Raw genomic sequence first — 26850 nt, 5'->3', positions numbered from 1 at the left:
CTATTCCGCGAGATAGATCGTGATGTTTTCGGCACAGGAAGTGGACGCGAGCAAGTGCGTTTGTCCGTGCGCGTCCGTTCGTCCGTATTCAAACGCCCCGGTGTCTCGCTGCAATGCGTAAGCGACGTCGCTCAGCGGGGTACCCGCGGTGTCCCGAAGAATGAAGCGATCGGTGTAGACGAGCTGGGCCGTTGGCGTGACCGTATCTGTTGCGACGAGCACGGATTCGATGCCAATGTTGCAATCCGAAGCGTCTATTTTCCATCGACGGCCGTATCGGGAAATGATGCGGGGAGGGCGCTCACAGCCACATCTGACCCAATCGTTGCTCAGGGCTTGAACTCGTCCCGCGGAAGTGAAGTCGCGCAGTCGCTTTTTGCTCGGCGCGCCAGGGGCCGCCTCAATTGTCCCGACGCTCTCGCATGTGCTGCACCACGCGCGTTGTCCGACGAACGTGATTTTCCGGCGTTTGCCGTCGTCATCGACGATCGTTCCGCACTTACCGCCATCGAGTACGTAGCCGCCGCTATCCAGCGGATCGCCTTCAACTACCGCGTAAAAAATAGTCATGCCGCACCCGTTCGCGTTTGTCGGGCGAAACGTAGCACGGGGTTGTCGATTGCGAAAGGGAATTGTAAAAAACTGTGTCCGATCGATCGGGCGTTTTCGGATCACCGGCGTGCGGCGACGAGAAGCCGGTTTCGACGGCCCCTCGTGCCTCAAACAATGCCCGGATTCAATGCGGCAACCGCACGTCGAACTTGAACGTCGCGAGCCGCGCGGCGAGGATGAAGCCGGTCGCGAGCAGCACGCTGTACACCGAGTCGAACTGCAGCCACACGAGCAGCAGGTAGAACCAGCAGCCGACGAACGCGCAGGTCGCGTACGGCCGCGAATCGCGCAGGATCAGCGGGATGTCGTTGCACAGCACGTCGCGGACGATCCCGCCGACCACGCCGGTAATCACGCCCATCATCACCGCGATGAAGCGCGGCATTTCGGCGTCGAGTGCGATCGACGTGCCCGAGATGCTGAAGATGCCGAGCCCGATCGCGTCGGCAATCAGCAGCAGCCGTTCGGCCGACAGCCGCGACAGCATCCGCAGCACGAACGGCGCGAACAGCGCGAGCACGAAGATCGCGATCACGTAGTCGTCGTGCACGACCCAGTAGAACGGCCGGCGCTCGAGCAGGATGTCGCGCAGCGTGCCGCCGCCGAAGGCGGTCGCGAGCGCGACGACGAACGTGCCGACCGAGTCGAGGCGGTTCTTGCGTGCCTCGATGAACCCCGAAATCGCGAATGCGAGCGTGGCGATCGCCTCCAGTACTGCGATCGCGAGCGTCAGCCTAGGATGCGGCACGCGGCCCCCGGTCGGCCGGCGTCGCATGCGGCTGCAGCAGCACGAGCACCGCGCCCGCGCCGCCGTCGTGGCCGCGCGCCTCGCAGAATGCGATCACTTCCTCCTTCTGCACGAGCCAGGCGCGCACCTTGCCCTTCAGCACGGGTTCCTTGCCGATCGAGCCGAGCCCCTTGCCGTGGATCACGCGCAGGCAGCGCAGCCCTTTCTTGCCGGCTTCGCGGATGAATTCGGCGAGCGCGTCGCGCGCCTCGTCGCGCCGCATGCCGTGCAGATCGATCTGTGCCTGCACGATCCACGCACCGCTCCTCAGCCTGCGCACGACGTCGCGGCTGATGCCGGGGCGGTGGTAATACAGCGAGTCGTCGCTGTCGAGCAGCGTCTCGGGATCGAACTCGTCGGACAGCGTCGCGTTCAGCACGGCTTGCTCGTCGCGCTGCGTCTGCTTCGGCACCGGGTCGGGCGGCGTGCGGCCCGACGACGCGCGCGGCGGCGCGTTCAGCGGCCGGATCGCGCCGATCTCGTTGCGGAACAGATTCGCGTCGGCTTCCGCCTTGCGCTCGGCCTTCTCGGTTTCGATGCGCGCGCGTTCGCGACGATCGGCTTCGCCTTGCAGCGACTTGCGCAACGCGCCGAGGCCCGCGAGGCCCTGGCCGCGCAACGCGGCCGCGTCGAGGGCGGGCGGCGGCGCCTCGGGCGCCGGGGTCACGGGGCGGGCGGCGATCTTCCGCTTCGCGGGATCGCTCGGGTGGGGCTGGTTCTTCGCCATGATTCGGTAACGGGGCAGGCGCGTTCGGGCGCGCGGGCAGAAAAAAAGCCGCTGCGCGGCGGCAGCGGCTTTCCGGTCGAGCCCGCTTCGCGGCAGCGGACGCCATTGTAGCGCCCGCCGCGGCGAGGCTCCCGGCTTACTTCTTGTCGTGCAGGCTCTCGAGGTAGCGCTGCGCGTCGAGCGCGGCCATGCAGCCCGTGCCCGCGCTGGTGATCGCCTGGCGATACACGTTGTCCTGCACGTCGCCTGCCGCGAACACGCCCGGCACGCTCGTCGACGTCGCGTTGCCTTGCAGGCCGCTCTTCGTCAGGATGTAGCCGTCCTTCATTTCGAGCTGGCCCTGGAACAGGTCGGTGTTCGGCTTGTGGCCGATCGCGACGAACACGCCCTGCACGTGCAGGTCTTCCGTCGCGCCGGTCTTCACGTTCTTGATGCGCAGGCCCGTGACGCCCGACTCCTCGCCGGTCACTTCGTCGAGCACGTGATCCCACTTGATGTCGACGACGCCTTCCTTCTGCTTCTCCAGCAGGCGGTCGATCAGGATCGGCTCCGCGCGGAACTTGTCGCGGCGGTGGATCACGGTGACCTTCTTCGCGATGCCGGTCAGGTACAGCGCTTCCTCGACGGCCGTATTGCCGCCGCCGATCACCGCGACTTCCTGGTTGCGGTAGAAGAAGCCGTCGCAGGTCGCGCAGGCGGACACGCCCTTGCCCATGAACGCTTCCTCGGACGGCAGGCCGAGATACTGCGCGGATGCGCCGGTCGCGATGATCAGCGAGTCGCACGTGTATTCGCCCGAGTCGCCGATCAGGCGGATCGGCTTTTCGTGCAGCTTCGCGGTGTGGATGTGGTCGAAGACGATTTCGGTGTTGAAGCGCTCCGCGTGCTCCTGGAAGCGCGCCATCAGTTCCGGGCCTTGCACGCCCTTCGCGTCCGCCGGCCAGTTTTCGACATCGGTCGTGGTCATCAGCTGGCCGCCCTGCGCGATGCCGGTGATCAGCACCGGGGACAGATTGGCGCGTGCTGCGTAGACGGCGGCCGTGTAGCCGGCGGGGCCGGAACCGAGAATCAGGACTTTGGCGTGTTTGGGCGTGGACATATGCGAATCCGTAAAAGGCGGCCGCGGCGGGCGGGGTAGGGCTCGCCGTACGATCCGGGTTGACCGGGATGCCGTCATAGATGGGTATCAGACGCGCATTATAAAGGCCCCGTTGCTGCGCTGCCGAACGAGAGTTTCAATCGTGGCGATAGCGTTTGGCGGCCTGTCGTCCGTACCGGGGCGGCGGGGCGGGCGGCGGTTTGCCATGTGGCGGCGCGTTGTCGCAGGGGCGGGCATCCGGCCGGCTGGCAGCCGCCGGCCGCGCCGGTTGGGCGCCCCGTTTCCGTCATGTAACCGTCATTTACACTTGGCGGCGCGATGCAGCGTTTACAATAAGCGCGATCGAACGACAGGCGGGCGCACGGCCCGTCCTCTTTATACGGATTCATGGCAAAAGCTCCTTATTCCGCCCAGGCACAGGCGTTGCCGCACCGGATGTCGAAGCTCCTCACGGAGATCCGCTGGATTCTCCAGGTCGCGCTCTGCGCCTTTCTGGTGATGGCCCTGCTGAGCTACAGCCGGCGCGATCCGAGCTGGACGCATGCCGCCCAGGTCGATCACATCTCGAACTGGGCCGGCCGCGTCGGCGCGTGGACGGCCGACATCATCCTGCTGCTGTTCGGCCTGTCGGCCTACTGGCTGATCGTGCCGCTCGGGCGGCGCATCGCCGTCAACTACCGCCGCATCACGCGTCACGAGGCGATTCCCGACGAACCGGAGCGGCCGATCGGCTGGCTCACCGAAATCTTTGCGTTCGTGCTGGTCGTGCTCGCCTGCGACGGCATCGAGGCGTTGCGCATGTGGTCGCTGAAGGTGCAGTTGCCGCGCGCGCCGGGCGGCGTCGTCGGCGAGGCCGTCGCGGGCGCGATGTCGCATGCGTTCGGCTTCACGGGCGGCACGCTGCTGCTGCTGATCGCGCTCGCGATCGGCCTGTCGCTGTATTTCCGCTTCTCATGGCTGTCGGTCGCCGAGCGCGTCGGCGGCGCGATCCTGTCCGCCGTCAACGTCGCGAAGCTGCGCCGCGAGGCCGAGCGCGACCGCAAGCTCGGCGAGGCCGCGGCGGTGCGCCGCGAAGGCAAGGTCGAAGAGGAGCGCGTGCGCATCGAGGATCACGAGCCGGTGACGATCGTGCCGCCGGTCGTCACGCCGGCGAAGTCCGAGCGCGTCGAGCGCGAGCGCCAGGTGCCGCTCTTTACCGACCTGCCCGGCGATTCGACGCTGCCGCCGGTGTCGCTGCTCGACCCGGCGCCGAAGACGCAGGAAGCGATTTCCGCCGATACGCTCGAATTCACGTCGCGCCTGATCGAGAAGAAGCTGAAGGACTTCGGCGTCGAGGCGAGCGTCGTCGCCGCGTATCCGGGCCCGGTCGTCACGCGCTACGAAATCGAGCCGGCCACCGGCGTGAAGGGCAGCCAGATCGTCAACCTCGCGAAGGATCTCGCGCGTTCGCTGTCGCTCGTGTCGATCCGCGTGGTCGAGACGATTCCCGGCAAGAACTACATGGCGCTCGAGCTGCCGAACCAGCGCCGCCAGACGGTGCATCTGTCCGAGATCATCGGCTCCGAGGTGTATGCGGCCGCGCCGTCGGCGCTGACGCTGAGCCTCGGCAAGGACATCGGCGGCAAGCCGGTGTGCGCGGATCTCGCGAAGATGCCGCACTTGCTCGTGGCCGGCACGACCGGCTCGGGCAAGTCGGTCGGGATCAACGCGATGATCCTGTCGCTGTTGTACAAGGCCACCGCCGAGCAGGTGCGCCTGATCCTGATCGATCCGAAGATGCTCGAAATGAGCGTCTACGAAGGCATTCCGCACCTGCTGTGCCCGGTCGTCACCGACATGCGCCAGGCCGGCCATGCGCTGAACTGGACGGTCGCGGAGATGGAGCGCCGCTACAAGCTGATGAGCAAGCTCGGCGTGCGCAACCTCGCGGGCTACAACAACAAGATCGACGATGCGGCCAAGCGCGAGGAGAAGATTCCGAACCCGTTCAGCCTGACGCCGGACGATCCCGAGCCGCTCGGCCGCCTGCCGAACATCGTCGTCGTGATCGACGAGCTGGCCGACCTGATGATGGTCGTCGGCAAGAAGGTCGAGGAACTGATCGCGCGGATCGCGCAGAAGGCGCGTGCGGCCGGCATCCACCTGATTCTCGCGACGCAGCGCCCGTCGGTCGACGTGATCACGGGCCTGATCAAGGCGAACGTGCCGACGCGGATCGCGTTCCAGGTGTCGTCGAAGATCGACTCGCGCACGATCCTCGACCAGATGGGCGCCGAATCGCTGCTCGGCATGGGCGACATGCTCTATCTGCCGCCGGGTAGCGGGTTGCCGGTGCGCGTGCACGGCGCGTTCGTCGCCGACGACGAAGTGCATCGCGTCGTCGAGAAGCTCAAGGAGCAGGGCGAGCCGAATTACGTCGAGGGCCTGCTCGAGGGCGGCACCGCCGACGGCGACGAGGGCTCGGCCGGTGCGGGAACCGGCGAAGGCGGCGGCGAGTCTGATCCGCTGTACGACCAGGCGGTCGAGATCGTCATCAAGAACCGCCGCGCGTCGATCTCGCTCGTGCAGCGTCATCTGCGGATCGGCTACAACCGCGCAGCGCGGCTGCTCGAGCAGATGGAGCAATCGGGGCTCGTGTCGGCGATGTCGTCGAGCGGCAACCGCGAAATTCTTGTGCCGGCGCGCGACGCGGAATGAGTCCGCGGCGCCCGCAGCGCCGGCCACCCAGGGAGAAAACCGCAATATGCAGCAACTTTCGTTCGTCCCTTCCCTTCGTTCGACGCGGCGCTGGCTCGGCGCGGCGCTCGCCGGCGCATCGCTGATGCTCGCGGCGACGCACGCGTTCGCGGGCGGCACCGAGCAACTGAAGGCCTTCGTGTCGCAGGTGCGTTCGGCGAAGGGCGATTTCACGCAGCAGATCGTCAAGGCGCCCGCCAAGGGCGCGAGCGCCGCGCAGGCCGCGCCGAAGCCCACCGACAATTCGAGCGGCACGTTCGTGTTCGCGCGGCCGGGCAAGTTCATCTGGACGTATCAGAAGCCGTACCAGCAGGTGCTGCAGGCCGACGGCGACAAGCTCTACGTGTACGACCGCGACCTGAACCAGGTCACCGAGCGCAAGCTGAACGGCGCGCTGGGCGCGAGCCCGGCCGCGATCCTGTTCGGCAGCAACGATCTCGACAAGAGCTACACGCTGCGCGATGCGGGCGAGAAGGGCGGCATCGAGTGGCTTGAGATGCTGCCGAAGGCGCAGGACACGCAGTTCCAGCGGATCGGCATCGGCTTCCGCAACGGCACGCTCGCCGCGATGGAGTTGCACGACGTGTTCGGCAACGTCACGCTCTTGACCTTCACGAACATCCAGACGAACCCGTCGCTGAAGGGCGATACGTTCAAGTTCGTGGTGCCGAAGGGTGCGGACGTGATCAACGGCTGACGTTCGTTGCGCCGTTTTCCCGACACGGGCCTGCCGTCAACGGCAGGCCCGTGTTGTTTGGGGGCGCGTGCAACAGACGCGTGTAACGGGCGCGTGCAACAGACGCGTGCAACGGACGCGTGCAACGGACGCGTGCAACGGACGCGTGTAACGGACGCGTGTAACGGACGCGTGTAACGGGCGCGTGCTACAGACGCGAGTACCGGCGCGGGCACCAGACGCGTGTACCAGCCCCGGCGGCGCGCTCGCTCGGCTGTCATAATGTCGGGTCCGGCGGCCGGTTCGGCCGCTACCGTTTGATGTGGAGCGAGGGTTCATGTCCGACCTGTTTCAAGTCGAGCCGCGCCGCCCGCTCGCCGAGGCGCTGCGGCCGAAAACGCTCGCCGAGGTGATCGGCCAGACGCATTTGCTGGGCGAAGGCAAGCCGCTGCGGCTCGCGTTCGAATCCGGCAAGCCGCATTCGATGATCCTGTGGGGGCCGCCCGGCGTCGGCAAGACGACGCTCGCGCGGCTCACCGCGCTCGCGTTCGACTGCGAATTCATCGCGCTGTCCGCGGTGCTCGGCGGCGTGAAGGACATCCGCGAGTCGATGGAGCAGGCGAAGGACACGCTGAACCGCACCGGCCGCCACACGATCCTGTTCGTCGACGAGATCCACCGTTTCAACAAGGGGCAGCAGGATGCGCTGCTGCCGTTCGTCGAATCGGGCCTCGTGACCTTCATCGGCGCGACGACCGAAAACCCGAGTTTCGAGGTCAATTCGGCGTTGCTGTCGCGGGCGCAGGTGTACGTGCTGAAATCGCTGAACGACGACGAGATGCGCCAGTTGCTCAAGCGCGCGCAGGAAATCGCGCTCGACGGCCTCGCGTTCGACGACAAGGCGGTCGATACGTTGATCGGCTATGCGGACGGCGACGCGCGCCGCTTCCTGAACCTGCTCGAACAGGCGCAGACGGCGGCGACGTCGGCCGGCGTCGCGACGATCGATGCCGATTTCGTCGGCAGCGCGATGACGCTGAATGCGCGCCGCTTCGACAAGGGCGGCGACAACTTCTACGACCAGATTTCGGCGCTGCACAAGTCGGTGCGCGGCTCGAGCCCGGACGGCGCGCTGTACTGGTTCTGCCGGATGATCGACGGCGGCGCGGATCCGAAGTATCTCGCGCGGCGCATCGTCCGGATGGCGTGGGAAGACATCGGTCTGGCCGATCCGCGCGCGTTGCAGGTGGCGAACGACGCGGCCGAAACCTACGAGCGGCTCGGCTCGCCGGAAGGTGAACTCGCGCTCGGGCAGGCCGTCATCTATCTCGCGTGCGCGGCGAAGAGCAACGCCGGGTACAACGCGTTCAACCAGGCGATGGCGTTCGTGAAGCAGGACAAGTCGCGCGAGGTGCCCGTGCATCTGCGCAACGCGCCGACCAAGCTGATGAAGGAACTCGGCTACGGCCACGCCTATCGTTACGCGCACGACGAGCCGAACGCGTACGCGGCCGGCGAGACGTATCTGCCGGACGGAATGCGCGAGCCGCGCTGGTACCAGCCGGTGCCGCGCGGGCTCGAATCGAAGATCGCCGAGAAGCTCGCGTGGCTGCGCGAGCTCGATCGCGAGGCCGGCAAGAAGGACTGATCGGACTGATGGCGCCGCGCGGGCCGGTTCGATCCGCGCAGCCGTGGACGCATCAGCGCTTGCGGCCCGGCTGCTGTTTCTTCCAGTATTCGAACGGCTCTTCGTGGCATTCGATATCGAGTTCGGCGACCCGCGCATGCAGGCGTTCCTGCGCGTCGGCGATCGCGAGGTTGTAGATCGCCGGTGCGATCTCCTGAATGAAGAAATGGAGCAGCGCGCCGGCCTGGATGTTGCCGATCGGCTCGTCCATGTTTTCCGTGAAATAACGTTGCAGCGACGTGATCGCGCGGTCGCGCACGTCCTTGTCGAGTTCGATGGTCATCGGATTCCTTCGCGTGCTGTGACGCGGAGCCGGCGCTCCGCCTGATACGGTTGCCGCCCGCCGGGGCGGACATGTTGCGATCCGTCATGACGACGCGCGCGGCAATTCGCCGTCCGCCGATGCGGCGGCCCGGCAATGCGATACTGCCATGGCCGGCCGTTTGCGGCATTGTCCGTCCGGCCAACGCCGTGGCGGCCGCGGGGTGCGTTAGAATTCCCGTCTTACACAACGATTTTCCAAGTCCTCCCATGCTCGACATCCAGTTGCTGCGCAAAGACCTCGACGGCGTCGCCAAGCGCCTCGCCGATCGCGGCTACACCCTCGACGTCGCCGCGTTCTCCGCACTCGAAGCGGAACGCCGTGCGATCCAGACCCACACCGAAGAGCTCCAGGCGCGCCGCAACAGCCTGTCGAAGCAGATCGGCGCGATGAAGGGGAAGGGCGAGGACACGTCGGCCGTGATGGCCGAGGTCGGCGGGATCGGCGACGCAATGAAGGCGTCGGAAGCCAGGCTCGGCGACATCCAGGCGCGCCTGTCCGAGCTGATGCTGGGCATGCCGAACGTCGCGCACGAAAGCGTGCCGGTCGGCAAGGACGAAGCCGACAACGTCGAGGTGCGCCGCTGGGGCACGCCGCGCCAGTTCGACTTCGCGGTGAAGGATCACGTCGACGTCGGCACGCCGCTCGGCCTCGATTTCGAGACGGGCGCGAAGCTCGCCGGCGCGCGCTTCACGATGCTGCGCGGCCCGATCGCGCGCCTGCATCGCGCACTCGCGCAGTTCATGATCGACACGCACACGCAGCAGCACGGCTATACCGAAACGTACACGCCGTACATCGTGAACCCGGAGATCCTGTACGGCACGGGCCAACTGCCGAAGTTCGCGGACGACATGTTCCGCGTCGAGAAGGGCGGCGAGGAGAACAAGGTCACGCAATACCTGATCTCCACGTCCGAGATTTCGCTGACGAACACCGTGCGCGAATCGATCGTCGACGCATCCGCGCTGCCGATCAAGCTCACCGCGCATTCCCCGTGCTTCCGCTCGGAAGCCGGGTCGTACGGCCGCGACACGCGCGGGATGATCCGTCAGCACCAGTTCGACAAGGTCGAGATGGTGCAGGTCGTCGCGCCCGAAACGTCGTATGCGGCGCTCGACGAGATGGTCGGCCACGCGGAAGCGATCCTGCAGAAGCTCGGCCTGCCGTACCGCGTGATCACGCTTTGCACGGGCGACATGGGCTTCTCGGCCGCGAAGACGTTCGACCTCGAGGTGTGGCTGCCCGCGCAGAACACCTATCGCGAAATCTCGAGCTGCTCGAACACCGAGGCGTTCCAGGCGCGCCGGATGCAGGCGCGGTTCCGCAACGCACAGGGCAAGCCCGAACTCGTGCACACGCTGAACGGTTCGGGTCTGGCGGTCGGCCGGACGCTCGTCGCGGTGCTGGAGAACTACCAGAACGCGGACGGCTCCGTCACGGTGCCGGAAGTGCTGCGTCCGTACATGGGCGGCATGGAGCGTATCGACGCGCCGGCGCAGGCGTCGTAACGCGGCCGTTCGGCGCCTTCGCAAAAAATTTGCAAAAAGGGCTTGTCGGCCACGAAGAGATCGTCTTATAATCTTTTTCTCGCGGAAACGACCAGCCGCGAAATGCAGTAGGGAAGGAGAGGTGGCAGAGTGGTCGAATGTACCTGACTCGAAATCAGGCGTACGGTTTCCCCGTACCGTGGGTTCGAATCCCACCCTCTCCGCCAAAATACGAAGCCCCTTGATCCGGAAGGATCAAGGGGCTTTTCGTTTTGGGTCGCCGGTGCAATGTGCCGATTGCCGATGCAGTGACAGCGGGCGGGCTACCGGCGCATCGACCGTTTCAAGCGGTGCCCGCCGGTTTCCACACCGTCCTCGCCGAACCGTCACGCCCCAGCCGGATACTGCGCCAGCACCTTGTCTCGGATCGACGGCTTGATGTTCGATTGCGCCATGTCGCCGCGATAGTGCGCGCGAACGCGCGGGTTCATCACGCGATACCAGAGCGGCGGCACGTACGCGAGCAGGATCATCGTCGCGTAGCCGGCCGGCAATTGCGGCGCATCGTCGAAGTGGCGCAGCGCCTGGTACGAGCGCGTCGGATTCGCGTGATGGTCGGCGTGTCGCTGCAACTGGTACAGGAACAGGTTCGTGACGACGTGATTGCTGTTCCACGAATGCTGCGGCGTGCAGCGTTCGTAGCGGCCGCTCGGCAGCTTGCGGCGGCCGAGCCCGTAGTGCTCGACGTAGTTCACCACTTCGAGCAGCGAAGCGCCGTAGACGGCCTGGATCACGAGGAACGGGATCACGATCTTGCCGGCCATCGCGATCGCGATGCCCCATACGACCGCGGTCATCGCCCACGCGTGCAGCACTTCGTTGCGCCACGTCCAAGGCGAACGCCCGAGGCGCTCGAGGCGGGTTTTTTCGAGTCGCCATGCCGAGCGGATGCTGCCCGTCACCGTGCGCGGCAGGAACGCCCAGAACGATTCGCCATAGCGCGCGCTGGCCGGGTCCTCGGCGGTCGCGACGCGCACGTGATGGCCGCGGTTGTGCTCGACGTAGAAGTGGCCGTACGCGACCGGTGCGAGCGTGATCTTCGCGAGCCAGCGTTCGAAGCGGTCGGTCTTGTGCCCGAGCTCGTGCGCGGTATTGATCGAGATGCCCGTCGCGGCGCCGAGCGACAGCGCGAAGCCGACATAGTCGTACCAAGCGAGCGCGTGCGTGCCGACGATCCACACGCACATGAAGAACGCCACGTATTCGACGAAAGTCGCGAGATAGACGATGTACCGGTAATAGCGTTCGCGTTCGAGATGCGGCACGACGGCTTCGGGTGGATTGTCGCGATCGTCGCCGATGAGCGTGTCGAGAATCGGGATCACGCCGAACGCGAACAGCGGACCGAACCACCAGAACACATGGAAGCCCGTCGACAGCGCGAGCTGCGCGGCGAGGATCGGCAGCGTGATCGTCAGCGCGCCGAGCAGCCACAGGTAACGCTTGCCATCCGACCAGCCCGAAGCCGATCCGTCGGTCGTTGCCATTGTCTCCCTCCAGCCGGCCGGCCCGCAGGCGACCGCATGCAAGATCTTCGAATCCTCGTGGTCCGCGACGCGCGCGGCGGCCCCCGGATCGTCGCCCGGATCTGCCTGTTATACGACCGGCGTGCGCGCTTGCCAAACCCCCGCGCTAGGCGTGACGCTCCAAACGCCGGAGCATGCACCACGCGCGTATCGAAGCGCCCAGGCGCGCCGATTGAAACATGCAGGTAGGGGCGAATCTGTCCGTGGGTTGGCGCGTTCGTCAGATGAATGGCCCGGCGCGTGATGCGCGCATGCCGATGTGATGCGGCGGCAACAAATGTTGCATCGCAATAAAAAGGCCAGCGAAGTATTGCTGCAGCGCGTGTTTCGTTTGCTTGTATTACGTCGCATTACGGCCGCGGCAAGGCAATGCAACGCGGCTCGAAACCGGGGGGCCGCGCATCGCAAGGAGAACGAGGCGAAGCGCTGGATCACGACAGCACATTTACCGTCCAACAATCTGCGCCGATGCGCCGATGCTGCACGTGCACACCGATCGGTGCGGGTCGTCGCCGATGACCTCCGCCGCCTTTCGATCCGCGCCGCCGTTTGAAAATTACGATTTGACTCATGCCCCGCTTTCGGTTGAAGCTACTAGCTTGCTGTCCGAAGGGGGCTGTGCCTGCATGAGTTCGACCTTGACCGTTCGTCGTATCGCTGCCGATCAGGGCGGCGTGTATCGCGAACTCCGCGCTGCATCGCTGCGTGAGCCCTACGCGCCCGGCGAAGCGCCGGAGGCCGAATTGCTGACCGTCGAAACGGACGCAGCGTCGGCGATCGCCGCGCAGCGCGCCGTGTCCGACGAGTCGACGACTTTCCTGCTGTACACCGAAGGCCATCCGGCCGGCATGATCGGCGCGTATTTCGACAACACGCCCGATCGGCGCGCGTTCGTCAGCGAACTGTGGGTCGCGCATGCGGTGCGTCACCTGCGCGGTGGCGTGCTGCTGCTGGAGACGGCCACTGCATGGCTCGCCGAGCGCGGCGCCACCGACGTCTACGCGTGGATCGCCGATGCGAACCGCAACGCGATCCGTTTCTACGAGCGTGCGGGTTTCGGCAACACCGGCGAACATGCGCCGATCGCGCGGATGCCCGGCGCGATGAAATCGCTGTTCGTGTCGCAGGTAAAGCACTGACGCTGTCCCGACACGCCAGCCGGGCGGCGCGATGACAGCGCGATCGGCCGCTGGCCTGCCCGCCTGCCGGTTGCGCGTCCGCCCGGGCCGCCGCAACCCCGAGTCCCAAAAATAATGGCCGCACGCGTGGACGCCTGTAAAATACGCAAAAAATTTTTGCAGAGTGTCCATGTCGCTTAAAAAATCGCCATTCTTCGAGCTGCGCAGCGGATCGGTCGATACGTTGCTGTTCACCGTGAAGACGACCGATCTCGATGCGTTGCGTGCCGAACTGGTCAAGCGCTTCGAAGCGACTCCCGAGTTTTTTGCCGACGATGTCGTCGCGATCGACGTCCGCCGCCTGGCTGACGGCGAACGCGTCGCGCTCGCGGACATCCGCCAGATGCTGAACGACGTGCGGATGCGTCCGGTGGGCGTCGTCGCGCTGGCCACGCAGGGCTGGGCGGGGGAAGCCGGCCTGCCGTTGCTGGAGGCGCGCGATCGCCGCGCGCCGGCCGCGAAACCTGCCGACGAAGCGGAACCGGCGGCCGTGCCAGCCGTCGACACCGCCGCCGCTGGGGAAGCCGAAGCGGCGCCCGAACAGTCGCCGGAACCCGCGCCGGCGCTCGGGCAAGCCGGTGCGCAGACGCTGGTGATCGACCGGCCGTTGCGTTCGGGGCAGCAGATTTACGCGAAAGGGGACCTCGTGGTGCTCGCGCCGGTCAGTCACGGCGCGGAGATCATCGCGGAAGGCAATATTCATATCTACGCGCCGTTGCGCGGCCGTGCACTCGCCGGCGTGCACGGCAATCACGACGCGCGCATTTTCTGCACGTGTCTCGAACCGGAACTGATTTCGATCGCGGGTATCTATCGAACCACCGAGAACCCGCTGCCCGCCGACGTACTGGGCAAATCGGTGCAGATCCGGCTCGAAGAGGAAAAACTGATGATCGAACCGCTGCGCCTGACGTAATCCACGCGGTGCGCTCCGGATCGATCGGCTCTCATTGACGAACACAGGGTATTGGGTAAATGGCAAAAATCATCGTGGTGACCTCGGGCAAGGGCGGCGTGGGCAAGACGACGACGAGCGCGAGCTTCGCGTCGGGTCTCGCGCTGCGCGGCCACAAGACGGCCGTGATCGACTTCGACGTCGGCCTGCGCAACCTCGATCTCATCATGGGCTGCGAGCGTCGCGTCGTGTATGACCTCGTGAACGTGATCCAGGGCGAAGCGAACCTGAACCAGGCGCTGATCAAGGACAAGAAGTGCGAGAACCTGTTCATCCTGCCGGCGTCGCAGACGCGCGACAAGGATGCGCTGACGCGCGACGGCGTCGAGAAGGTGCTGAACGATCTCGTCGCGATGGACTTCGAATACATCGTCTGCGATTCGCCGGCCGGTATCGAAGCCGGTGCGCTGCACGCGATGTACTTCGCGGACGAAGCGCTGATCGTCACGAACCCGGAAGTGTCGTCGGTGCGCGATTCGGATCGCATTCTCGGCATCCTGTCGTCGAAGACGAAGCGCGCGACCGAAGGCAAGGAGCCGATCAAGGAACACCTGCTGATCACGCGTTACAGCCCGAAGCGCGTGAGCGAAGGCGAGATGCTGTCGCTCGAGGACATCAGCGAGATCCTGCGCATCAAGCTGATCGGCGTGGTGCCCGAGTCGGAAGCCGTGCTGCACGCATCGAACCAGGGTCTGCCGGCCGTGCATATCGACGGTACCGACGTCGCCGAAGCGTACAAGGACGTCGTCGCCCGCTTTCTCGGCGAGGACAAGCCGCTGCGCTTCACCGATTACCAGAAGCCGGGCCTGCTGCAGCGCCTCTTCGGCAGCAAGTAACGGAGGCCGCCCATGTCCATCCTTTCGTTTCTCCTCGGCGAGAAGAAGAAGTCCGCATCGGTCGCGAAGGAGCGCCTGCAGCTCATCATCGCGCACGAGCGGGTCGGCGGCCGGCCGCCGGCCGATTACCTGCCGGCGCTGCAGAAAGAGCTCGTCGCGGTCATCTCGAAGTACGTCCATATTTCCGACGATGACATCCGCGTGAGCCTCGAGCGCCAGGACGATCTCGAAGTCCTCGAAGTGAAGATCGAGATTCCGCAAGCCTGACGCTTGCGCGTGTCCCTCCGCACGGCGGCGCCCGCCGCCGTGCGCGTCTTACGCCCTGTTGCACTTTCGGGCACGCCGTAACACGGCGCCTGTCGGCCGTCATCCCCCGTCGCGCATTGAACGAATACGCTCGCGTAACTTGTTCAACCAGGAGGTTGTGATGGCTGTCTCTACCGTTTCACGTCGTCTCGTTTCGCTCGCGCTGTTCGCCGCGGGCCTGTCAGCCGTCGTCGCGCCGTTTGCCGCGCATGCGGACGAAATTCTCGTCGGCACGCCCGTGATCGCGCCGCAGGGGCGCATGGTCATCGCCGAGCCGGTCGCCGTGCGTACCGAGGAAGTCGTCGTCGTCGCGCCGAATGCGCCGCCGCCCGTGCGCTACGAGGTCGTACCGGCCACGCGCGTGGGCTACGTGTGGGAGCGCGGGCACTGGCGCTGGGATCATGGCCGCTACGTGTGGATCGGCGGTCACTGGGAAACCGAACGCGTCGGCATGCACTGGGTGCCGGGCCACTGGGATCAGCGCGGGCCGAACTGGTTCTGGACGCGTGGCCACTGGGCTTGAGGCAGGCGTGCGATGAAAAGAACCGCAATCGCCATCGCGCTCGTCGCGATCACGCTGGCCGGGTGCATCGTCGTGCCGGCGCGGCCGGCCTACTACCGGCCGGCGCCCGTCGTGATCTATTGAGTGTCGCGCGGGCCGGGTTGGGCCGGGGCGTCTGCGCCGGTCGCAGCCGGCGGCCCGGTATCGTCCGACGCCGGTGTCGGCGCGGCGCGGTCGGCCGCCGCCGCGGCGGCCGGCTCGTCGCCGCCTTCGTCGCGCAGCGTATCGAGCGGGTCGGCGGGGGCCGCGTTTTCATCCTGGGGTTCGGCAACGTTGCTCGCGGTGGCTGCCGTCGCCGCAGCGGCCGCGACGGGAGGCGCGAGATAGCGCTGCGCAAGTGTTTCGTAGAGCGGCGGCGCGAAAAAGCGCGAGACCCGGCTCGATACCAGCGCGGTCGCCATCAGCGAAATCACGAGCGCATGCCCGTTGATCATTTCCATCACGATCACGAACGACGTGATCGGCGACTGCGTGACGGCCGCCAGATAGCCGACCATCGCGAGTGCGATCAGCATCGGCAGGCTCATGTTGCTGAACACGGCGTGCAGCAGATTGCCGAAGCCGGCACCGATCGACAGCGACGGCGCGAAGATCCCGCCCGGGATGCCCGGCAGGTACGACGCGACCATCGACACCATCTTCAGGAACGGATAGAACACCGACAGATGCTGACTGCCGTCGAGGAGGCCGCGCGCCTCGGCGTAGCCGCTACCGAACGTCGTGCCGCCGGATACGAGCCCCACGACGGCGATCAGGAAGCCGCACAGCGCGGCGAACCTGATCGGCCGCTCGCGATACAGGCCCAGCAGTTGCGCGGGCAGCCAGCGCCCCGTGTTGAGCAGCAGCCAGCAGAACAGGCCGCCCGCGATGCCCGTCACGATCGCGGTGACCAGCACCGCCACCGCCAGCAGTTTCGGGAAATGGAGGCCGGCGTTGATCGTGCCGAAATACGTGTAGTTGCCGTTCAGCCCGAGCGCCACGACGCCGGCGAGGATGATCGCGGTGATCAGTACGCCGCTGGCGCGCGCGGAGAAGCTGCGGGTCAGTTCCTCGATCGCGAACACAATGCCGGCGAGCGGCGTATTGAACGCGGCCGACAGCCCGGCTGCCGCGCCGGCCAATACGAGCTGGCGTTCGATCTGCGCGTTCGAGCGCGGGTAGAAGCGCCGCAGGTTGAACATCAGCGCCGCGCCGACCTGCACGGTCGGCCCTTCGCGGCCGATCGTGAAGCCGCCGAGGATGCCGAGGAACGAGATCAGTACCTTGCCGAACAGGATGCGCAGCGTCAGCAAGCGGGCGCCGAACGCGCTCGGCCGCGCATGCAGTGTCGCGATCACCTGCGGGATGCCGCTGCCCTCGGCGCCGCGGAAGAAGCGGCGCGTGATCCATGCCGACAGCGCGGCGATCGCCGGCGTCAGCAGCAGCGGCAGCCACACGGCGTGATCGCGCATCGCGCGGAAAGACTCGTAGCCCCAGTCGATCAACCGGGCGTACAGGACGGCCGCGAGCCCGACGACGATCGCCCCGAGCCAGAAGACACCATATTGGCGCCAGATTCGCAGCGAGCGGCGGGTGAGGGCGGGAAACAGCGCGGGAAGGGCGGGGCGCGGCATTGGCTCGGGCCGGAGGGCAAAGAGGGAATTATAAAAAGAACCGGATGCCAGCGGGACCTCGGAAGCCGGTAGGGAATGACAAAAATCCACAAAAGAGATGCAATTTGTTGCAAATGTAATGCTCGCGTAATGTCTGTACATAGCAACCGTCGTTAGCATGCCGAGATAACCCGTCGAGAACCCCGCCAATCGTGAAACGCATCCTCATCGTGAAAGTGACGTCGCTCGGCGACGTCGTCCAGACGCTGCCTGTCGTCGCCGACCTGCATCGCGCCTTCCCCGGCGTGACGGTCGACTGGGCCGTCGACGAATCGTGCGCGGAGGTCGTACGCTGGCATCCGGGCGTGAGCGCCGTCCTGTGCGCGCCGCTGCGCCGCTTCAAGAAAATGCGCAATGTCGGCGACCTGAAGGCGATCTCGGCATCGATCGGTGCGTTGCGTGCGCACCGCTACGATGCGGTCATCGATCTGCACGGCGTCTACAAGAGCGCGATCATTTCGTCGCTGGCGCGCGCCGCGCGCCGTGTCGGCTACCAGACGCAGGATCTTGGCGAAACGGGCGCGCGCTTCGCGTATTCGCACCGTTTCGGTCCGCGGCCGGACTGCGACGCATGGCACGGGATGCGCGTGAGTGCCGGCGAAGCGCTCGGCTACGTGCCCGAAGGGGCTGCCGCGTACGGCATCGTCGCGCCGCAGGACGCGAGCCTGCCGGCGGCCGTGACCGACGGCGGGCCGTTCATGCTGCTGTTCCATGCGACGTCCAACCCCGACAAGAAGTGGCCGGCCGAACACTGGGCCGCCCTTGCCACGGAGATGATGGCGCGCGGCGTGCGCGTGTTGCTGCCGTGGGGATCGGCGGCCGAGCACGACGATGCGCGGGATATCGCCGCTCGTGCGCCGGGCGCGATCGTGTTGCCGGCGATGACGGTGCGTGAACTGGGCGCGGCGCTGGGCCGGGCCGCGCTCGTGGTGGGGGTCGATACGGGGTTCGTGCACATGGCGCACGCGTTGCAGCGGCCGACCGTGATGATTTTCGTCGCGACGTCGCGCCACCATTGCGGGATCGGCGGCGCGCCGCATGCGCTGTCGATCGGCGAGCCGGGCGCGATGCCGACCGTCGACGAAGCGCTGGACGCGATCGATACGGTCTGCCCGGCCTACGGCGCGTTGCGCGCGCGGCTGTCCGCCTGACGCGGCGCGGCGGCCGTGGTCAGGCCAGCAACATCTCGACCGTGACGACGGCGGCGATGGCCGCCAGATTCGCCAGCAGCGCCTCGAACACGAGGCCGCGCCAGGTCTTCGGCCGGAACCGTAGCGCGAGCAGCAGCGCGCCACCCAGCGCGAGCGCGAGGATCACGACGAGATCGGCATTGGCGAGACGGATATTCATGGCGGCGGCTCCTGTCGGGGCGGGATATCCGGGCGCGCGACGACGCGCCCAGGATCGAGTATAGAGCGCGCCTGCCGCCGTACAACCCGGGTCGCCCCGGAGGGTCAGACGAGCGACGCGTCGCGCGTTTCGCGCATCAGCAATACGCCGATCAGGCTGATCGCCGCCGCGACCGACACGTAGCCGCCGACCCACGACAGCCCGCCGCGCGCAGCCAGCAGTTGCGCGATATACGGTGCGATCGACGCGCCGAGGATCCCGCCGAGGTTGTACGCGACGCCCGCGCCCGTATAGCGGACGTTGGTCGGGAACAACTCCGGCAGCAGCGCGCCCATCGGCGCGAACGTCACGCCCATCAGGAACAGTTCGATCGTCAGGAACAGCGCGACGAGCGGCATCGAGCCGCTGCCGAGCAGCGGCGCCATCGCGAACCCCGACAGCAGCGCGGCGAGCGCGCCGGCGACCAGCACCGGCTTGCGGCCGAAGCGGTCCGACGCCCATGCGGACAGCGGCGTCGCGAGCCCCATGAAGACGACCGCGAAACACAGCAGGCCGAGGAAGCTCTGGCGCGGAATATGCAGCGCCGACACGCCGTACGACAGCGAGAACACCGTCGAGATATAGAACAGCGTGTAGCAGACGACCATCGCGAGCGCGCCGAGCAGCGTGGGCTGCCAGTGCTGCGTGACGAGCGTCGCGACCGGCACGCGCACGCGCTCGTTGCGGTCGAGCGCCGCCTGGAACGCGGGCGTTTCGGTGATCTTGAGCCGCACGTACAGGCCGAGCGCGACGAGCACCGCGCTGACGAGGAACGGGATGCGCCAGCCCCAACTGCGGAACTGCTCGTCGGACAGCGACAGCGCGAGCGCGAAGAACAGCCCGTTCGACATCAGGAACCCGACCGACGGCCCCAGTTGCGGGAACATCCCGAACCAGCCGCGCTTGCCCTGCGGCGCATGCTCGGTCGCGAGCAGCGCCGCGCCGCCCCATTCGCCGCCGAGACCGATCCCCTGGCCGAAACGCAGCACGCACAGCAGCACCGGCGCGAGCGTGCCGATCGCGTCGTAGCCGGGCACGAAGCCGATTGCGGTGGTGGATACGCCCATCACGAGCAGCGAGGCGACGAGCGTCGACTTGCGGCCGATACGGTCGCCGAAGTGTCCGAACAGGAACGAGCCGATCGGGCGCGCGATGAACGCGATGCCGAACGTGACGAATGCGGACAGCGCCTGCGCCGTTGCGGAGCCGTGCGGAAAGAACACGGGGCCGATGACGAGCGCGGCGGCCGTTGCGTACACGTAGAAATCGTAGAACTCGATCGCGGTGCCGATGAAGCTCGCGAACACGATGCGCCGGTGGCTGACGGCGCCGGCCGAACCGGTTGCGTGTGCAACGGCCGGGGGGGATGCGGACATGGATGTCTCCGTTTTGTCGTTGGGGCAGCCGGCTGAGCGTGCGTTCGGCGGGCGACGGCCTGCCGGGCGCTGCCGGGCAAATGATCGATGCGGATGACGCGATGGCGGCGTGGACGCGCGCCGTGGCGCGGACGTCACGCGCCGGTCGACGATGGAGACGGGTACGTCGCCGCCGCCCGGTGCCGGCGTGGTCGGCTCGCTTGCCGGGTGCGGCGCGCGAACGCACGCGCGGCGTGATGGCCGCGCGAGTGCGGAAAATTATAGCCAGCAGCGCCGTGCACCGGCAATCGGGCCGCGGCGGCGCGTCAGTCGATCGACTGCGCCTGCGCGGACGCGGTGCTTTGCAGCTGGAAGTGGCCGTCGTCGTTGAAGAGCCAGCCTTCCATCAATTCGAGCCGGCCGTTGCCGTCGAGCAGCCGTGACGGCGGCGCCGGCAGCGGCGCCGAGCGGCGCAGCGACGCGAGCGCGAGCGCTTCCGCCTCGCTGTCGCCGTTGCTGCGATAGACGGACGCGTTGATCACGCGGCCGCTGCCATCGACGGTGAAGGCCACGACGACGAGCGAGCGCAGCATGGCCTGCGGCGTGCCGTGCAGCATTCCGGACGGATTGCGCTCGGCGACGCGATGCGCGACCTCGACGCGATACTGGTCGAGCGTGCCGCTGCGTATGACCGACGGAATCGTCAGGACCGAGCGTAGCGACGAAGGCGGCGTGATCGTGCACGCGGCGAGCAGGGCGACGACGGCTAGCGCAGCGACACGCAGCCGGACGACGCGCGGACGGAGAAGGGGGCGCATGACGGGATGGCCGGGAGGGACGATAGAAAAATGATAGGCGTACCGACGCGAGACGATATGGGGGGAAACGCATAGCGCGCGGGATCGGTTGCTGCGATCGCTGATGATGACGGCCGGGCGCTGCGTCGAGCGACGTGCATCGCGCGCGGTGCGTCGCGAGGTGACGCGACATATGACAGCGTCAGCGATGGACGCGCATGTTGCAAGGTTGAAAGCCGCGGCACGCTGCGATCATCCGGCCGCGCGGCCAGCCGATGCGGCGACCTCGACCGGCCTTCCGCGCCATCGCCGGCGATGCTTTGCGGCCGCGTCAGAAGCCGTGCGTCACGAGCGACAGTACCGACAGGTCGGGGTGCGTGCCGTCGATGATGCTCTTGCCGATGTGCACGGCTTCACGGGTCGCCTCGTCGATGCTCGTGAAGCTCTCCTCGCCGTCCGCGTGGAACGGCACCGCATGGCCGGGCAACGCGGGATTCACGCCCGGATGGCACACGTAGCCGGTGTAGGTATAGCGCGTGTCGCTGCCGGGCATCGCGGCCGGCACGACATGGATCTCGAAGCCTTCGTAATCGACGTGGTCCGTCGCGCTCGACAGGTCGGTCATGGCGATCTCCGTGTGCCGCGCGCACGGGTGGCGCGTGCGGCATCGAATACGCGGCGGCGTTTGTCGCCGTGTTGAACGAATTCTAGGTGATGGCGAGCGGGGTGGGGAGGCGTGCGGCTATGCGCGGCGGCATGCGCCCGGGCGCGCGTACCATGCCGATCCGGTGCCGATTCCTGAGCGCGATTGCGTTTGCGTTGGGCGCCGTGGTGTCGGTCGTCCTGCTGCTCCGCCTGCCGCTGCCCGGCGCGCATGCGCGTCCGTCTCGACTGATGAACGTGTCGCGTCGCGACTTCATTACTTGCAGCGCGCGTCCTTGCGCTGCACGACGACGATCACCGGATACTTCTGGCCGTGATCGAGTTCCACGCGCGCGACGACGGTCAGCGTCGCCGGATCGGAATCGTCGTATACGCTGACCTGTTCGTTGCGCAGATAGGTCACGCCGGTGCAGTTCGACGTGCGTCCGTCGTCACCCACCTTGCATTGAAGCTCGTTGTCCTTCAGGTAGTTGTATGGCGACGGGCTCGCGAGGTATTCGCTCAGGCCGCGCGGCGAACCGCCGACGCCGGTCACGTACGCGATCGCACACGATGCTTGCGCGTCGCCGGAGGCGGTGTCGGCCGCCGCATGCGTGCTGACGGCAACCAGCAGCGGGGCGAGCGACGAGACGAGGAAGGGCTTCATGACGTGGAGTTCCCGTTTCGCGAATCGGAGCGCGGGATTGTAACGGCATCCGGCGCGACGTGTCGGCTCGTGCGGGGCGCACGCGGGCGGACAAACAAAAAACCCCGTCATTCTGCGAATGGACGGGGTTCGGCGAATTTCCTGGCGGAAGCGGTGAGATTCGAACTCACGGACAGTTTCCCGTCGCTGGTTTTCAAGACCAGTGCCTTAAACCGCTCGGCCACGCTTCCACACGAGGCGGCATTGTAACCGAAATGCCGCCTCGTTCATTCGTTCAGTCGTCGCGCAGGAACAATTCCTGCAGGTCGTTGAGGAAACGCTGGCCGAGCGGCGTGGGCGCGATTTGCGTGAAATCGCGCGTGATCAGTCCGCGCCGTTCCGCTTCCTTCAATGCCGGCTCGATCGTACTCATCGGCAGGCCCGTGCGTTCCGCGAAGCTGTGCACGGGGAAACCGTCGACGAGCCGCAGCGTGTTCAGCATGAACTCGAACGGCAGGTCGCGCGCGCCGACCTCACGCTCTTCCTGCACGGCCGTGCCGGCCTTCGCCTGTTCGATGAAGGTCGCCGGATGCTTGTAGCGCGCCTGCCGCAGGATCCGGTTCGGGAACGACAGTTTCGTGTGGGCACCCGCGCCGATCCCGAGATAGTCGCCGAAGCGCCAGTAGTTCAGGTTGTGCTTGCACTGATGATTCGGCTTCGCGTACGCGGATACTTCGTAGCGCCCGTAGCCGGCTTCGGCCGTGCGCGCATGGATCCATTCCTGCATGTCGGCCGACGCGTCGTCGTCGGGCACGACGGGCGGGAATTTCGCGAACAGCGTATTCGGCTCGAGCGTCAGGTGATACAGCGACAGGTGCGGCGGCGCGAACGACAGCGCCGTCTCGATGTCGGCGCGGCATTCGTCGAGCGTCTGGTTCGGCAGCGCGAACATCAGGTCGAGGTTGAAGTTGTCGAAGTTCTTCGCGGCGATCTCGACGGCCGCGCGTGCCTGCGCGGTGTCGTGAATCCGGCCGAGCGCCTTCAGGTGCGCCTCGTTGAAGCTCTGGATGCCGACCGACAGGCGGTTCACGCCGCTTGCGCGGAACTGCGCGAACTTCGCGGCTTCGAACGTGCCCGGATTCGCTTCCAGCGTGATCTCGGCATCGGCGTCGAGCGGCAGCAGCGCGCGCACGTCGGACAGCATCCGGTCGAGGCCGGCCGCCGACAGCAGGCTCGGCGTGCCGCCGCCGATGAACACGGTATGCACCTGCCGGCCCCACACGAGCGGCAGCGCCTGCTCGAGGTCGGCGCGCAACGCGTCGAGATACTCGGCTTCCGGAAACCGTTCGCCTTTCCATTCGTGGGAGTTGAAGTCGCAGTACGGGCACTTGCGCACGCACCACGGGAAATGCACATATAGCGCGAGCGGCGGCAGCGACGTGAGGCGTACCTGGCCGGGCGACGTGAAGGTCGCGACGACCCGTGCGCCGGTTTCCGCGGCCTGGCTCATGCGGCCTCCCGCTGCGAATGCGTGATGAAGACGATCATGCGGGTTCCTCTGCGAGCCGCGCGAGCAGCGCCTTCAGCGCGAGCGCGCGATGGCTGTGCGTGTTCTTGACGGCCGGCTCGAGTTCGGCTGCCGTCGCGCCGAGCGACGGCAGGTAGAAATACGGGTCGTAGCCGAATCCGTGCCCGCCGCGCGGCGTATCGACGATCTCGCCGGCCCAGCGGCCTTCGGCGAACAGCGGCTCGGGATCGTCCGCGTGACGCACGAGCGCGAGCACACAGCAATAGTATGCGCGCCGGTCGTCGACGCCGCGCAGTTGCTCGACCAGGTACGCATTGTTCGCCGCATCGCCCTTGTCGCGGCCCGCGCGCTGCGCGTAGCGCGCCGAATAGACGCCTGGTGCGCCGCGCAGCGCGCGCACGCACAGGCCGGAATCGTCGGCGATCGCCGGCAGCCCGGTGAGCCGCGACGCGTGACGCGCCTTCGTCAGCGCATTTTCGATGAACGTGCCGAACGGCTCTTCCGCCTCGGGCACGGCCAGGTCGCCCTGCGGCACGATCTCGATGCCGACCGTGGAAAACAGCGCGGTGAATTCGCGCAGCTTGCCGGCGTTGTTCGACGCGAGCACGATGCGCGACAGCGGCGCGAGGGTGCGGTCGTCACGCATGGTTCGTGCCCAGGACAGCTTTCTGCAACTGCACGAGCTCGGCGATCCCGCCTTGCGCGAGGTCGAGCAGCGCATTCATCTCGGCGCGCGAGAACGGCACGCCTTCGGCCGTGCCCTGGACTTCGACGAAGCCGCCCGCGCCCGTCATCACGACGTTCATGTCGGTGTCGCAGCGCGAATCTTCCGCGTAGTCGAGGTCGAGCACCGGCGTGCCTTCGTACACGCCGACCGAGATCGCGGCGACGTGGTCGGTGATCGGCGAGCGCGCGAGCTTGCCGGCCGCGATCAGCGTCGACACGGCGTCGTGCGCGGCGACGAACGCGCCGGTGATGCTGGCCGTGCGCGTACCGCCGTCGGCCTGGATCACGTCGCAGTCGATGTGGATCGTGCGCGGGCCGAGCGCCTCGAGATCGAACACCGCGCGCAGCGCGCGGCCGATCAGGCGCTGAATTTCCTGCGTGCGGCCCGTCTGCTTGCCGCGCGCGGCTTCACGGTCGCTGCGCGTGTGCGTCGCGCGCGGCAGCATCCCGTATTCGGCGGTCAGCCAGCCTTGCCCGCGCTCGCGCAGGAATTCGGGCACGCGCTCGGCGACGCTTGCGGTGCACAGCACCTTGGTGTCGCCGAATTCGACCAGCACGGAGCCTTCGGCGTGTTTCGTGTAGTGGCGCGTGAGGGCGACCTTGCGCAGTTCGTCGGCGCGGCGGCCGCTCGGGCGGGAAACGGAAGACGTCATGGGGAAATCGCGGAAGGAGAGGAAACCCCGATTTTAGCGCCGAACGCCGCGCGCGCCCGGCGGGGTGTCCCGCAAAAATGGGATAATGCGCGCTTGCCGCCCCGCGCTTTCCGATGCGCCGGGCGCCTCGACATATCCCCCGCCCGCGAGGGCACCAGACGGCGAGACGAACCATGATCTACAGCATGACGGGCTACGCGAGCGCGACGCGCGAACTCGCGACGGCCACCGGCAACGGCGGCACCAGCGTGTCGGTCGAACTGCGCACCGTGAACTCGCGCTTCCTCGATCTCAATTTCCGGATGCCGGACGACGTGCGCGCGTGCGAATCCGCGCTGCGCGAAATGCTGATGAACAAGCTGTCGCGCGGCAAGGTCGACGTGCGTATCAACCTGCAGCGCGGCGAGCAGAGCATCGGCGCGGGCGCGCTGAACCAGTCGGCGCTCGGCCAGCTTGCCGAACTCGAACGCGCGGTGCTCGATTCGTTCCCGGGCGTCGGCCGCCTGCGCGCGGGCGAGATCCTGCGCTGGCCCGGCGTGCTCGCCGAGAGCGGCGTGTCGGCCGAGGCGATCCGCGATGCGGTGCTCGCCTGCGGGAAGGAAGCGATCGGCGAGCTCGTCGTCGTGCGTTCGCGCGAAGGCGCGCAACTGGCGGCAATGCTGCTGTCGAACGTCACCGAGATGGAGGCGATCGTCGCGCGCATCACGCCGCTCGTGCCGGAGCTGATCGCGAAGCATCAGCAGAAGATCGTCGAGCGGCTGCAGGAAGCGCTCGGCATCGCGGCGCCCGAAGGCGGCTCGACGGTCGTCACGCGCGAGGAAGCCGCGGAGCGCATCCGTCAGGAAGTGACGATGTACGGGATCCGGATCGACATCGCGGAAGAGCTGTCGCGGCTCACCGCGCACCTGAACGAAACGCGTCACGTGATCGAGAAGGGCGGCCGCGTCGGCAAGCGTCTCGACTTCATGATGCAGGAACTGAATCGCGAAGCGAACACGCTCGGCTCGAAGGCGGCGGCGAAGGAACTCGCCGACGCGTCGATGGCGCTGAAGCTGCTGATCGAGCAGATGCGCGAGCAAGTGCAAAACCTGGAGTAAAAGAGATGAAACGACCCCCACGCTCACTATGTTTGCTGCCCTCCGAGGGGGCGGCCCGGCGGAGGCTGTCATGACCGATTCCCATCGCGACGGCCACGCGTCGCATTCGCTGCACGGCGGCGTCTATCCCGGTAACCTGTTCATGGTCGTCGCGCCGTCGGGCGCCGGCAAGTCGACGCTCGTGAATGCGCTGCTGTCGAAGGACAGCGACATCTGCCTGTCGATCTCGTACACGACGCGCAAGCCGCGCCCCGGCGAGCAGGACGGCCAGCACTACCACTTCACGACCGTCGAGGATTTCCGCGCGCGTCACGCGGCGCACGAATTCCTCGAGAGCGCGGAAGTGCACGGCAACTACTACGGCACGTCGCGCGTCTGGATCGAGGAGCAGATGCAGAACGGCCACGACGTGCTGCTCGAAATCGACTGGCAAGGCGCGTTGCAGGTGAAGAAGCAGTTCCGCAACGCGGTCGGCATCTTCATCCTGCCGCCGTCGCTCGACGCGCTCGAGGAGCGCCTGAAGAAGCGCGGCCAGGACGAGCCGAACGTGATCACGCGACGCCTGCTGGCGGCCGGCAGCGAGATCGCGCACGCGTCGGAAGCGGAATACGTGGTGATCAACGAGAATTTCGAGCGTGCGCTCGCGGAACTCGAATGCATCGTCGCGGCGACGCGCCTGCGTTTTGCTTCGCAGTACGCGCGACACACGGAGCTGTTCATCGAGCTCGGCATCCATCTGCCCCACGCGGAATGACGCGGGGCACGAGGGACATAAGGTAGAATAAGGACTATATTCAGAAGGAATC

At 66.8% G+C, this 26850-nt stretch carries 28 protein-coding genes and 2 tRNA genes; 14 read left to right on the top strand and 16 right to left on the bottom strand.

Going from position 1 to position 26850, the window contains the following annotated elements:
* The 4 genes from C5F75_RS36290 to trxB form a co-directional block, all read right to left on the bottom strand.
* Positions 1-570: a PAAR domain-containing protein gene (locus tag C5F75_RS36290; RefSeq protein WP_146075204.1), complete on the bottom strand. Its 570-nt coding sequence runs from the start codon at positions 568-570 to the stop codon at positions 1-3.
* A gap of 166 nt (positions 571-736) precedes the next feature.
* Positions 737-1387, bottom strand: a complete 651-nt coding sequence (locus C5F75_RS14330) for a trimeric intracellular cation channel family protein (RefSeq protein ID WP_059574124.1) — start codon at positions 1385-1387, stop codon at positions 737-739.
* Entirely contained in the window at positions 1347-2126 is a 780-nt protein-coding gene (locus C5F75_RS14325; protein WP_059574123.1) for a Smr/MutS family protein, read from the bottom strand. The genes C5F75_RS14330 and C5F75_RS14325 overlap by 41 nt, the downstream gene beginning before the upstream one ends.
* Positions 2127-2262: 136 nt before the next feature.
* Entirely contained in the window at positions 2263-3225 is a 963-nt protein-coding gene (trxB, locus tag C5F75_RS14320; protein WP_059574122.1) for a thioredoxin-disulfide reductase, read from the bottom strand.
* A 387-nt stretch (positions 3226-3612) separates the two neighbouring features.
* Between trxB and C5F75_RS14315 the strand changes: the two genes are divergently transcribed.
* From C5F75_RS14315 to C5F75_RS14305, 3 genes are all read left to right on the top strand, one after another.
* Positions 3613-5922, top strand: a complete 2310-nt coding sequence (locus tag C5F75_RS14315; protein WP_059574121.1) for a DNA translocase FtsK — start codon at positions 3613-3615, stop codon at positions 5920-5922.
* 46 nt (positions 5923-5968) lie between these two features.
* Positions 5969-6658 carry an outer membrane lipoprotein chaperone LolA gene (gene lolA / locus C5F75_RS14310; RefSeq protein WP_059574120.1) on the top strand — a complete coding sequence of 230 codons (690 nt, stop codon included), beginning with the start codon at positions 5969-5971 and terminating at the stop codon, positions 6656-6658.
* A 316-nt stretch (positions 6659-6974) separates the two neighbouring features.
* The gene (locus C5F75_RS14305) at positions 6975-8285 is read left to right on the top strand and encodes a replication-associated recombination protein A (protein ID WP_059574119.1); all 1311 of its coding nucleotides are present in this window, start codon (positions 6975-6977) and stop codon (positions 8283-8285) included.
* A 52-nt stretch (positions 8286-8337) separates the two neighbouring features.
* Here the strand turns inward: C5F75_RS14305 and C5F75_RS14300 are convergent, their stop codons facing one another.
* A complete protein-coding gene (locus C5F75_RS14300; RefSeq protein WP_059574118.1) occupies positions 8338-8607 on the bottom strand; it encodes a DUF2164 domain-containing protein in 270 nt (89 codons plus the stop codon).
* A 248-nt stretch (positions 8608-8855) separates the two neighbouring features.
* On the opposite strand from C5F75_RS14300, the gene serS reads away from it, so the two are divergent.
* Both serS and C5F75_RS14290 read left to right on the top strand, forming a co-directional pair.
* Positions 8856-10157 carry a serine--tRNA ligase gene (gene serS / locus C5F75_RS14295; RefSeq protein ID WP_059574117.1) on the top strand — a complete coding sequence of 434 codons (1302 nt, stop codon included), beginning with the start codon at positions 8856-8858 and terminating at the stop codon, positions 10155-10157.
* 115 nt (positions 10158-10272) lie between these two features.
* Positions 10273-10363: transfer RNA gene (locus C5F75_RS14290), tRNA-Ser, on the top strand.
* A gap of 159 nt (positions 10364-10522) precedes the next feature.
* Here C5F75_RS14290 and C5F75_RS14285 read toward each other — a convergent pair.
* Positions 10523-11683, bottom strand: a complete 1161-nt coding sequence (locus tag C5F75_RS14285) for an alkane 1-monooxygenase (RefSeq protein ID WP_059574116.1) — start codon at positions 11681-11683, stop codon at positions 10523-10525.
* A gap of 316 nt (positions 11684-11999) precedes the next feature.
* Between C5F75_RS14285 and C5F75_RS14280 the strand changes: the two genes are divergently transcribed.
* The 6 genes from C5F75_RS14280 to C5F75_RS14255 all read left to right on the top strand — a co-directional run bounded on the left by C5F75_RS14280 (position 12000) and on the right by C5F75_RS14255 (position 15520).
* Positions 12000-12275, top strand: coding sequence for a hypothetical protein (locus tag C5F75_RS14280; protein WP_226093717.1), 276 nt, complete (start codon positions 12000-12002; stop codon positions 12273-12275).
* On the top strand, positions 12238-12861 hold the full coding sequence (locus tag C5F75_RS14275) for a GNAT family N-acetyltransferase (protein WP_226093718.1): 624 nt from the start codon (positions 12238-12240) through the stop codon (positions 12859-12861). Before C5F75_RS14280 ends, C5F75_RS14275 begins: the two co-directional genes overlap by 38 nt.
* Positions 12862-13030: 169 nt before the next feature.
* Entirely contained in the window at positions 13031-13816 is a 786-nt protein-coding gene (minC, locus tag C5F75_RS14270) for a septum site-determining protein MinC (protein WP_059574115.1), read from the top strand.
* A 59-nt stretch (positions 13817-13875) separates the two neighbouring features.
* Positions 13876-14691: a septum site-determining protein MinD gene (gene minD, locus C5F75_RS14265; RefSeq protein ID WP_006476635.1), complete on the top strand. Its 816-nt coding sequence runs from the start codon at positions 13876-13878 to the stop codon at positions 14689-14691.
* A 12-nt stretch (positions 14692-14703) separates the two neighbouring features.
* Positions 14704-14958: a cell division topological specificity factor MinE gene (gene minE / locus C5F75_RS14260; protein ID WP_006476634.1), complete on the top strand. Its 255-nt coding sequence runs from the start codon at positions 14704-14706 to the stop codon at positions 14956-14958.
* A gap of 160 nt (positions 14959-15118) precedes the next feature.
* Positions 15119-15520, top strand: a complete 402-nt coding sequence (locus C5F75_RS14255) for a YXWGXW repeat-containing protein (RefSeq protein WP_059574114.1) — start codon at positions 15119-15121, stop codon at positions 15518-15520.
* 116 nt (positions 15521-15636) lie between these two features.
* On the opposite strand, the gene C5F75_RS14250 is transcribed toward C5F75_RS14255, so the two are convergent.
* Positions 15637-17172, bottom strand: coding sequence for a chloride channel protein (locus tag C5F75_RS14250; protein ID WP_059574113.1), 1536 nt, complete (start codon positions 17170-17172; stop codon positions 15637-15639).
* A 191-nt stretch (positions 17173-17363) separates the two neighbouring features.
* Between C5F75_RS14250 and waaC the strand changes: the two genes are divergently transcribed.
* On the top strand, positions 17364-18362 hold the full coding sequence (waaC, locus tag C5F75_RS14245) for a lipopolysaccharide heptosyltransferase I (RefSeq protein WP_059574112.1): 999 nt from the start codon (positions 17364-17366) through the stop codon (positions 18360-18362).
* A gap of 19 nt (positions 18363-18381) precedes the next feature.
* On the opposite strand, the gene C5F75_RS14240 is transcribed toward waaC, so the two are convergent.
* The 9 genes from C5F75_RS14240 to rph all read right to left on the bottom strand — a co-directional run bounded on the left by C5F75_RS14240 (position 18382) and on the right by rph (position 24947).
* Positions 18382-18561, bottom strand: a complete 180-nt coding sequence (locus C5F75_RS14240) for a hypothetical protein (protein ID WP_059574111.1) — start codon at positions 18559-18561, stop codon at positions 18382-18384.
* A 104-nt stretch (positions 18562-18665) separates the two neighbouring features.
* Positions 18666-19976: an MFS transporter gene (locus tag C5F75_RS14235; protein ID WP_059574110.1), complete on the bottom strand. Its 1311-nt coding sequence runs from the start codon at positions 19974-19976 to the stop codon at positions 18666-18668.
* A gap of 305 nt (positions 19977-20281) precedes the next feature.
* Positions 20282-20773, bottom strand: a complete 492-nt coding sequence (locus C5F75_RS14225; RefSeq protein WP_059574109.1) for an energy transducer TonB family protein — start codon at positions 20771-20773, stop codon at positions 20282-20284.
* 310 nt (positions 20774-21083) lie between these two features.
* Positions 21084-21377 carry a hypothetical protein gene (locus C5F75_RS14220; RefSeq protein WP_059574108.1) on the bottom strand — a complete coding sequence of 98 codons (294 nt, stop codon included), beginning with the start codon at positions 21375-21377 and terminating at the stop codon, positions 21084-21086.
* 294 nt (positions 21378-21671) lie between these two features.
* Positions 21672-22061 (bottom strand): hypothetical protein, encoded by a 390-nt coding sequence (locus C5F75_RS14215; RefSeq protein ID WP_059574107.1) that lies wholly within the window; start codon positions 22059-22061, stop codon positions 21672-21674.
* A gap of 142 nt (positions 22062-22203) precedes the next feature.
* Positions 22204-22291 (bottom strand) — tRNA-Ser (locus tag C5F75_RS14210).
* Between the two features lie 44 nt (positions 22292-22335).
* Positions 22336-23550, bottom strand: coding sequence for a radical SAM family heme chaperone HemW (gene hemW / locus C5F75_RS14205; protein WP_059574106.1), 1215 nt, complete (start codon positions 23548-23550; stop codon positions 22336-22338).
* Positions 23551-23584: 34 nt separating this feature from the next.
* Entirely contained in the window at positions 23585-24214 is a 630-nt protein-coding gene (gene rdgB, locus C5F75_RS14200; RefSeq protein ID WP_059574105.1) for an RdgB/HAM1 family non-canonical purine NTP pyrophosphatase, read from the bottom strand.
* The gene (gene rph / locus C5F75_RS14195) at positions 24207-24947 is read right to left on the bottom strand and encodes a ribonuclease PH (RefSeq protein WP_059574104.1); all 741 of its coding nucleotides are present in this window, start codon (positions 24945-24947) and stop codon (positions 24207-24209) included. Before rph ends, rdgB begins: the two co-directional genes overlap by 8 nt.
* A gap of 173 nt (positions 24948-25120) precedes the next feature.
* On the opposite strand from rph, the gene C5F75_RS14190 reads away from it, so the two are divergent.
* Positions 25121-26044 carry a YicC/YloC family endoribonuclease gene (locus tag C5F75_RS14190; protein ID WP_059574103.1) on the top strand — a complete coding sequence of 308 codons (924 nt, stop codon included), beginning with the start codon at positions 25121-25123 and terminating at the stop codon, positions 26042-26044.
* A gap of 70 nt (positions 26045-26114) precedes the next feature.
* Positions 26115-26798 (top strand): guanylate kinase, encoded by a 684-nt coding sequence (gmk, locus tag C5F75_RS14185; protein WP_059574102.1) that lies wholly within the window; start codon positions 26115-26117, stop codon positions 26796-26798.
* Positions 26799-26850: the final 52 nt, after the last annotated feature.

Origin of the sequence: Burkholderia anthinoferrum, from assembly GCF_002925705.1 — a bacterium.
Lineage (GTDB): Bacteria > Pseudomonadota > Gammaproteobacteria > Burkholderiales > Burkholderiaceae > Burkholderia > Burkholderia semiarida.
This window is presented reverse-complemented; position numbering and strand designations above follow the sequence as displayed.

Bases quoted from the DNA above. Each gene is read 5' to 3' on its own strand.
- C5F75_RS14255 (WP_059574114.1), top strand. From the start codon at position 15,119: ATGGCTGTCTCTACCGTTTCACGTCGTCTCGTTTCGCTCGCGCTGTTC.
- C5F75_RS14315 (WP_059574121.1), top strand. From the start codon at position 3,613: ATGGCAAAAGCTCCTTATTCCGCCCAGGCACAGGCGTTGCCGCACCGG.
- hemW (WP_059574106.1), bottom strand. From the start codon at position 23,550: ATGAGCCAGGCCGCGGAAACCGGCGCACGGGTCGTCGCGACCTTCACG.
- rph (WP_059574104.1), bottom strand. From the start codon at position 24,947: ATGACGTCTTCCGTTTCCCGCCCGAGCGGCCGCCGCGCCGACGAACTG.
- minC (WP_059574115.1), top strand. From the start codon at position 13,031: ATGTCGCTTAAAAAATCGCCATTCTTCGAGCTGCGCAGCGGATCGGTC.
- C5F75_RS14330 (WP_059574124.1), bottom strand. From the start codon at position 1,387: ATGCGACGCCGGCCGACCGGGGGCCGCGTGCCGCATCCTAGGCTGACG.
- C5F75_RS14280 (WP_226093717.1), top strand. From the start codon at position 12,000: ATGTTGCATCGCAATAAAAAGGCCAGCGAAGTATTGCTGCAGCGCGTG.
- C5F75_RS14275 (WP_226093718.1), top strand. From the start codon at position 12,238: ATGACCTCCGCCGCCTTTCGATCCGCGCCGCCGTTTGAAAATTACGAT.
- minE (WP_006476634.1), top strand. From the start codon at position 14,704: ATGTCCATCCTTTCGTTTCTCCTCGGCGAGAAGAAGAAGTCCGCATCG.
- lolA (WP_059574120.1), top strand. From the start codon at position 5,969: ATGCAGCAACTTTCGTTCGTCCCTTCCCTTCGTTCGACGCGGCGCTGG.
- C5F75_RS14220 (WP_059574108.1), bottom strand. From the start codon at position 21,377: ATGACCGACCTGTCGAGCGCGACGGACCACGTCGATTACGAAGGCTTC.
- C5F75_RS14225 (WP_059574109.1), bottom strand. From the start codon at position 20,773: ATGCGCCCCCTTCTCCGTCCGCGCGTCGTCCGGCTGCGTGTCGCTGCG.
- C5F75_RS14285 (WP_059574116.1), bottom strand. From the start codon at position 11,683: ATGGCAACGACCGACGGATCGGCTTCGGGCTGGTCGGATGGCAAGCGT.
- C5F75_RS14325 (WP_059574123.1), bottom strand. From the start codon at position 2,126: ATGGCGAAGAACCAGCCCCACCCGAGCGATCCCGCGAAGCGGAAGATC.
- C5F75_RS14300 (WP_059574118.1), bottom strand. From the start codon at position 8,607: ATGACCATCGAACTCGACAAGGACGTGCGCGACCGCGCGATCACGTCG.
- gmk (WP_059574102.1), top strand. From the start codon at position 26,115: ATGACCGATTCCCATCGCGACGGCCACGCGTCGCATTCGCTGCACGGC.
- C5F75_RS14305 (WP_059574119.1), top strand. From the start codon at position 6,975: ATGTCCGACCTGTTTCAAGTCGAGCCGCGCCGCCCGCTCGCCGAGGCG.
- trxB (WP_059574122.1), bottom strand. From the start codon at position 3,225: ATGTCCACGCCCAAACACGCCAAAGTCCTGATTCTCGGTTCCGGCCCC.
- C5F75_RS14235 (WP_059574110.1), bottom strand. From the start codon at position 19,976: ATGTCCGCATCCCCCCCGGCCGTTGCACACGCAACCGGTTCGGCCGGC.
- serS (WP_059574117.1), top strand. From the start codon at position 8,856: ATGCTCGACATCCAGTTGCTGCGCAAAGACCTCGACGGCGTCGCCAAG.
- C5F75_RS14240 (WP_059574111.1), bottom strand. From the start codon at position 18,561: ATGAATATCCGTCTCGCCAATGCCGATCTCGTCGTGATCCTCGCGCTC.
- C5F75_RS14215 (WP_059574107.1), bottom strand. From the start codon at position 22,061: ATGAAGCCCTTCCTCGTCTCGTCGCTCGCCCCGCTGCTGGTTGCCGTC.
- minD (WP_006476635.1), top strand. From the start codon at position 13,876: ATGGCAAAAATCATCGTGGTGACCTCGGGCAAGGGCGGCGTGGGCAAG.
- C5F75_RS14250 (WP_059574113.1), bottom strand. From the start codon at position 17,172: ATGCCGCGCCCCGCCCTTCCCGCGCTGTTTCCCGCCCTCACCCGCCGC.
- rdgB (WP_059574105.1), bottom strand. From the start codon at position 24,214: ATGCGTGACGACCGCACCCTCGCGCCGCTGTCGCGCATCGTGCTCGCG.
- C5F75_RS14190 (WP_059574103.1), top strand. From the start codon at position 25,121: ATGATCTACAGCATGACGGGCTACGCGAGCGCGACGCGCGAACTCGCG.
- C5F75_RS36290 (WP_146075204.1), bottom strand. From the start codon at position 570: ATGACTATTTTTTACGCGGTAGTTGAAGGCGATCCGCTGGATAGCGGC.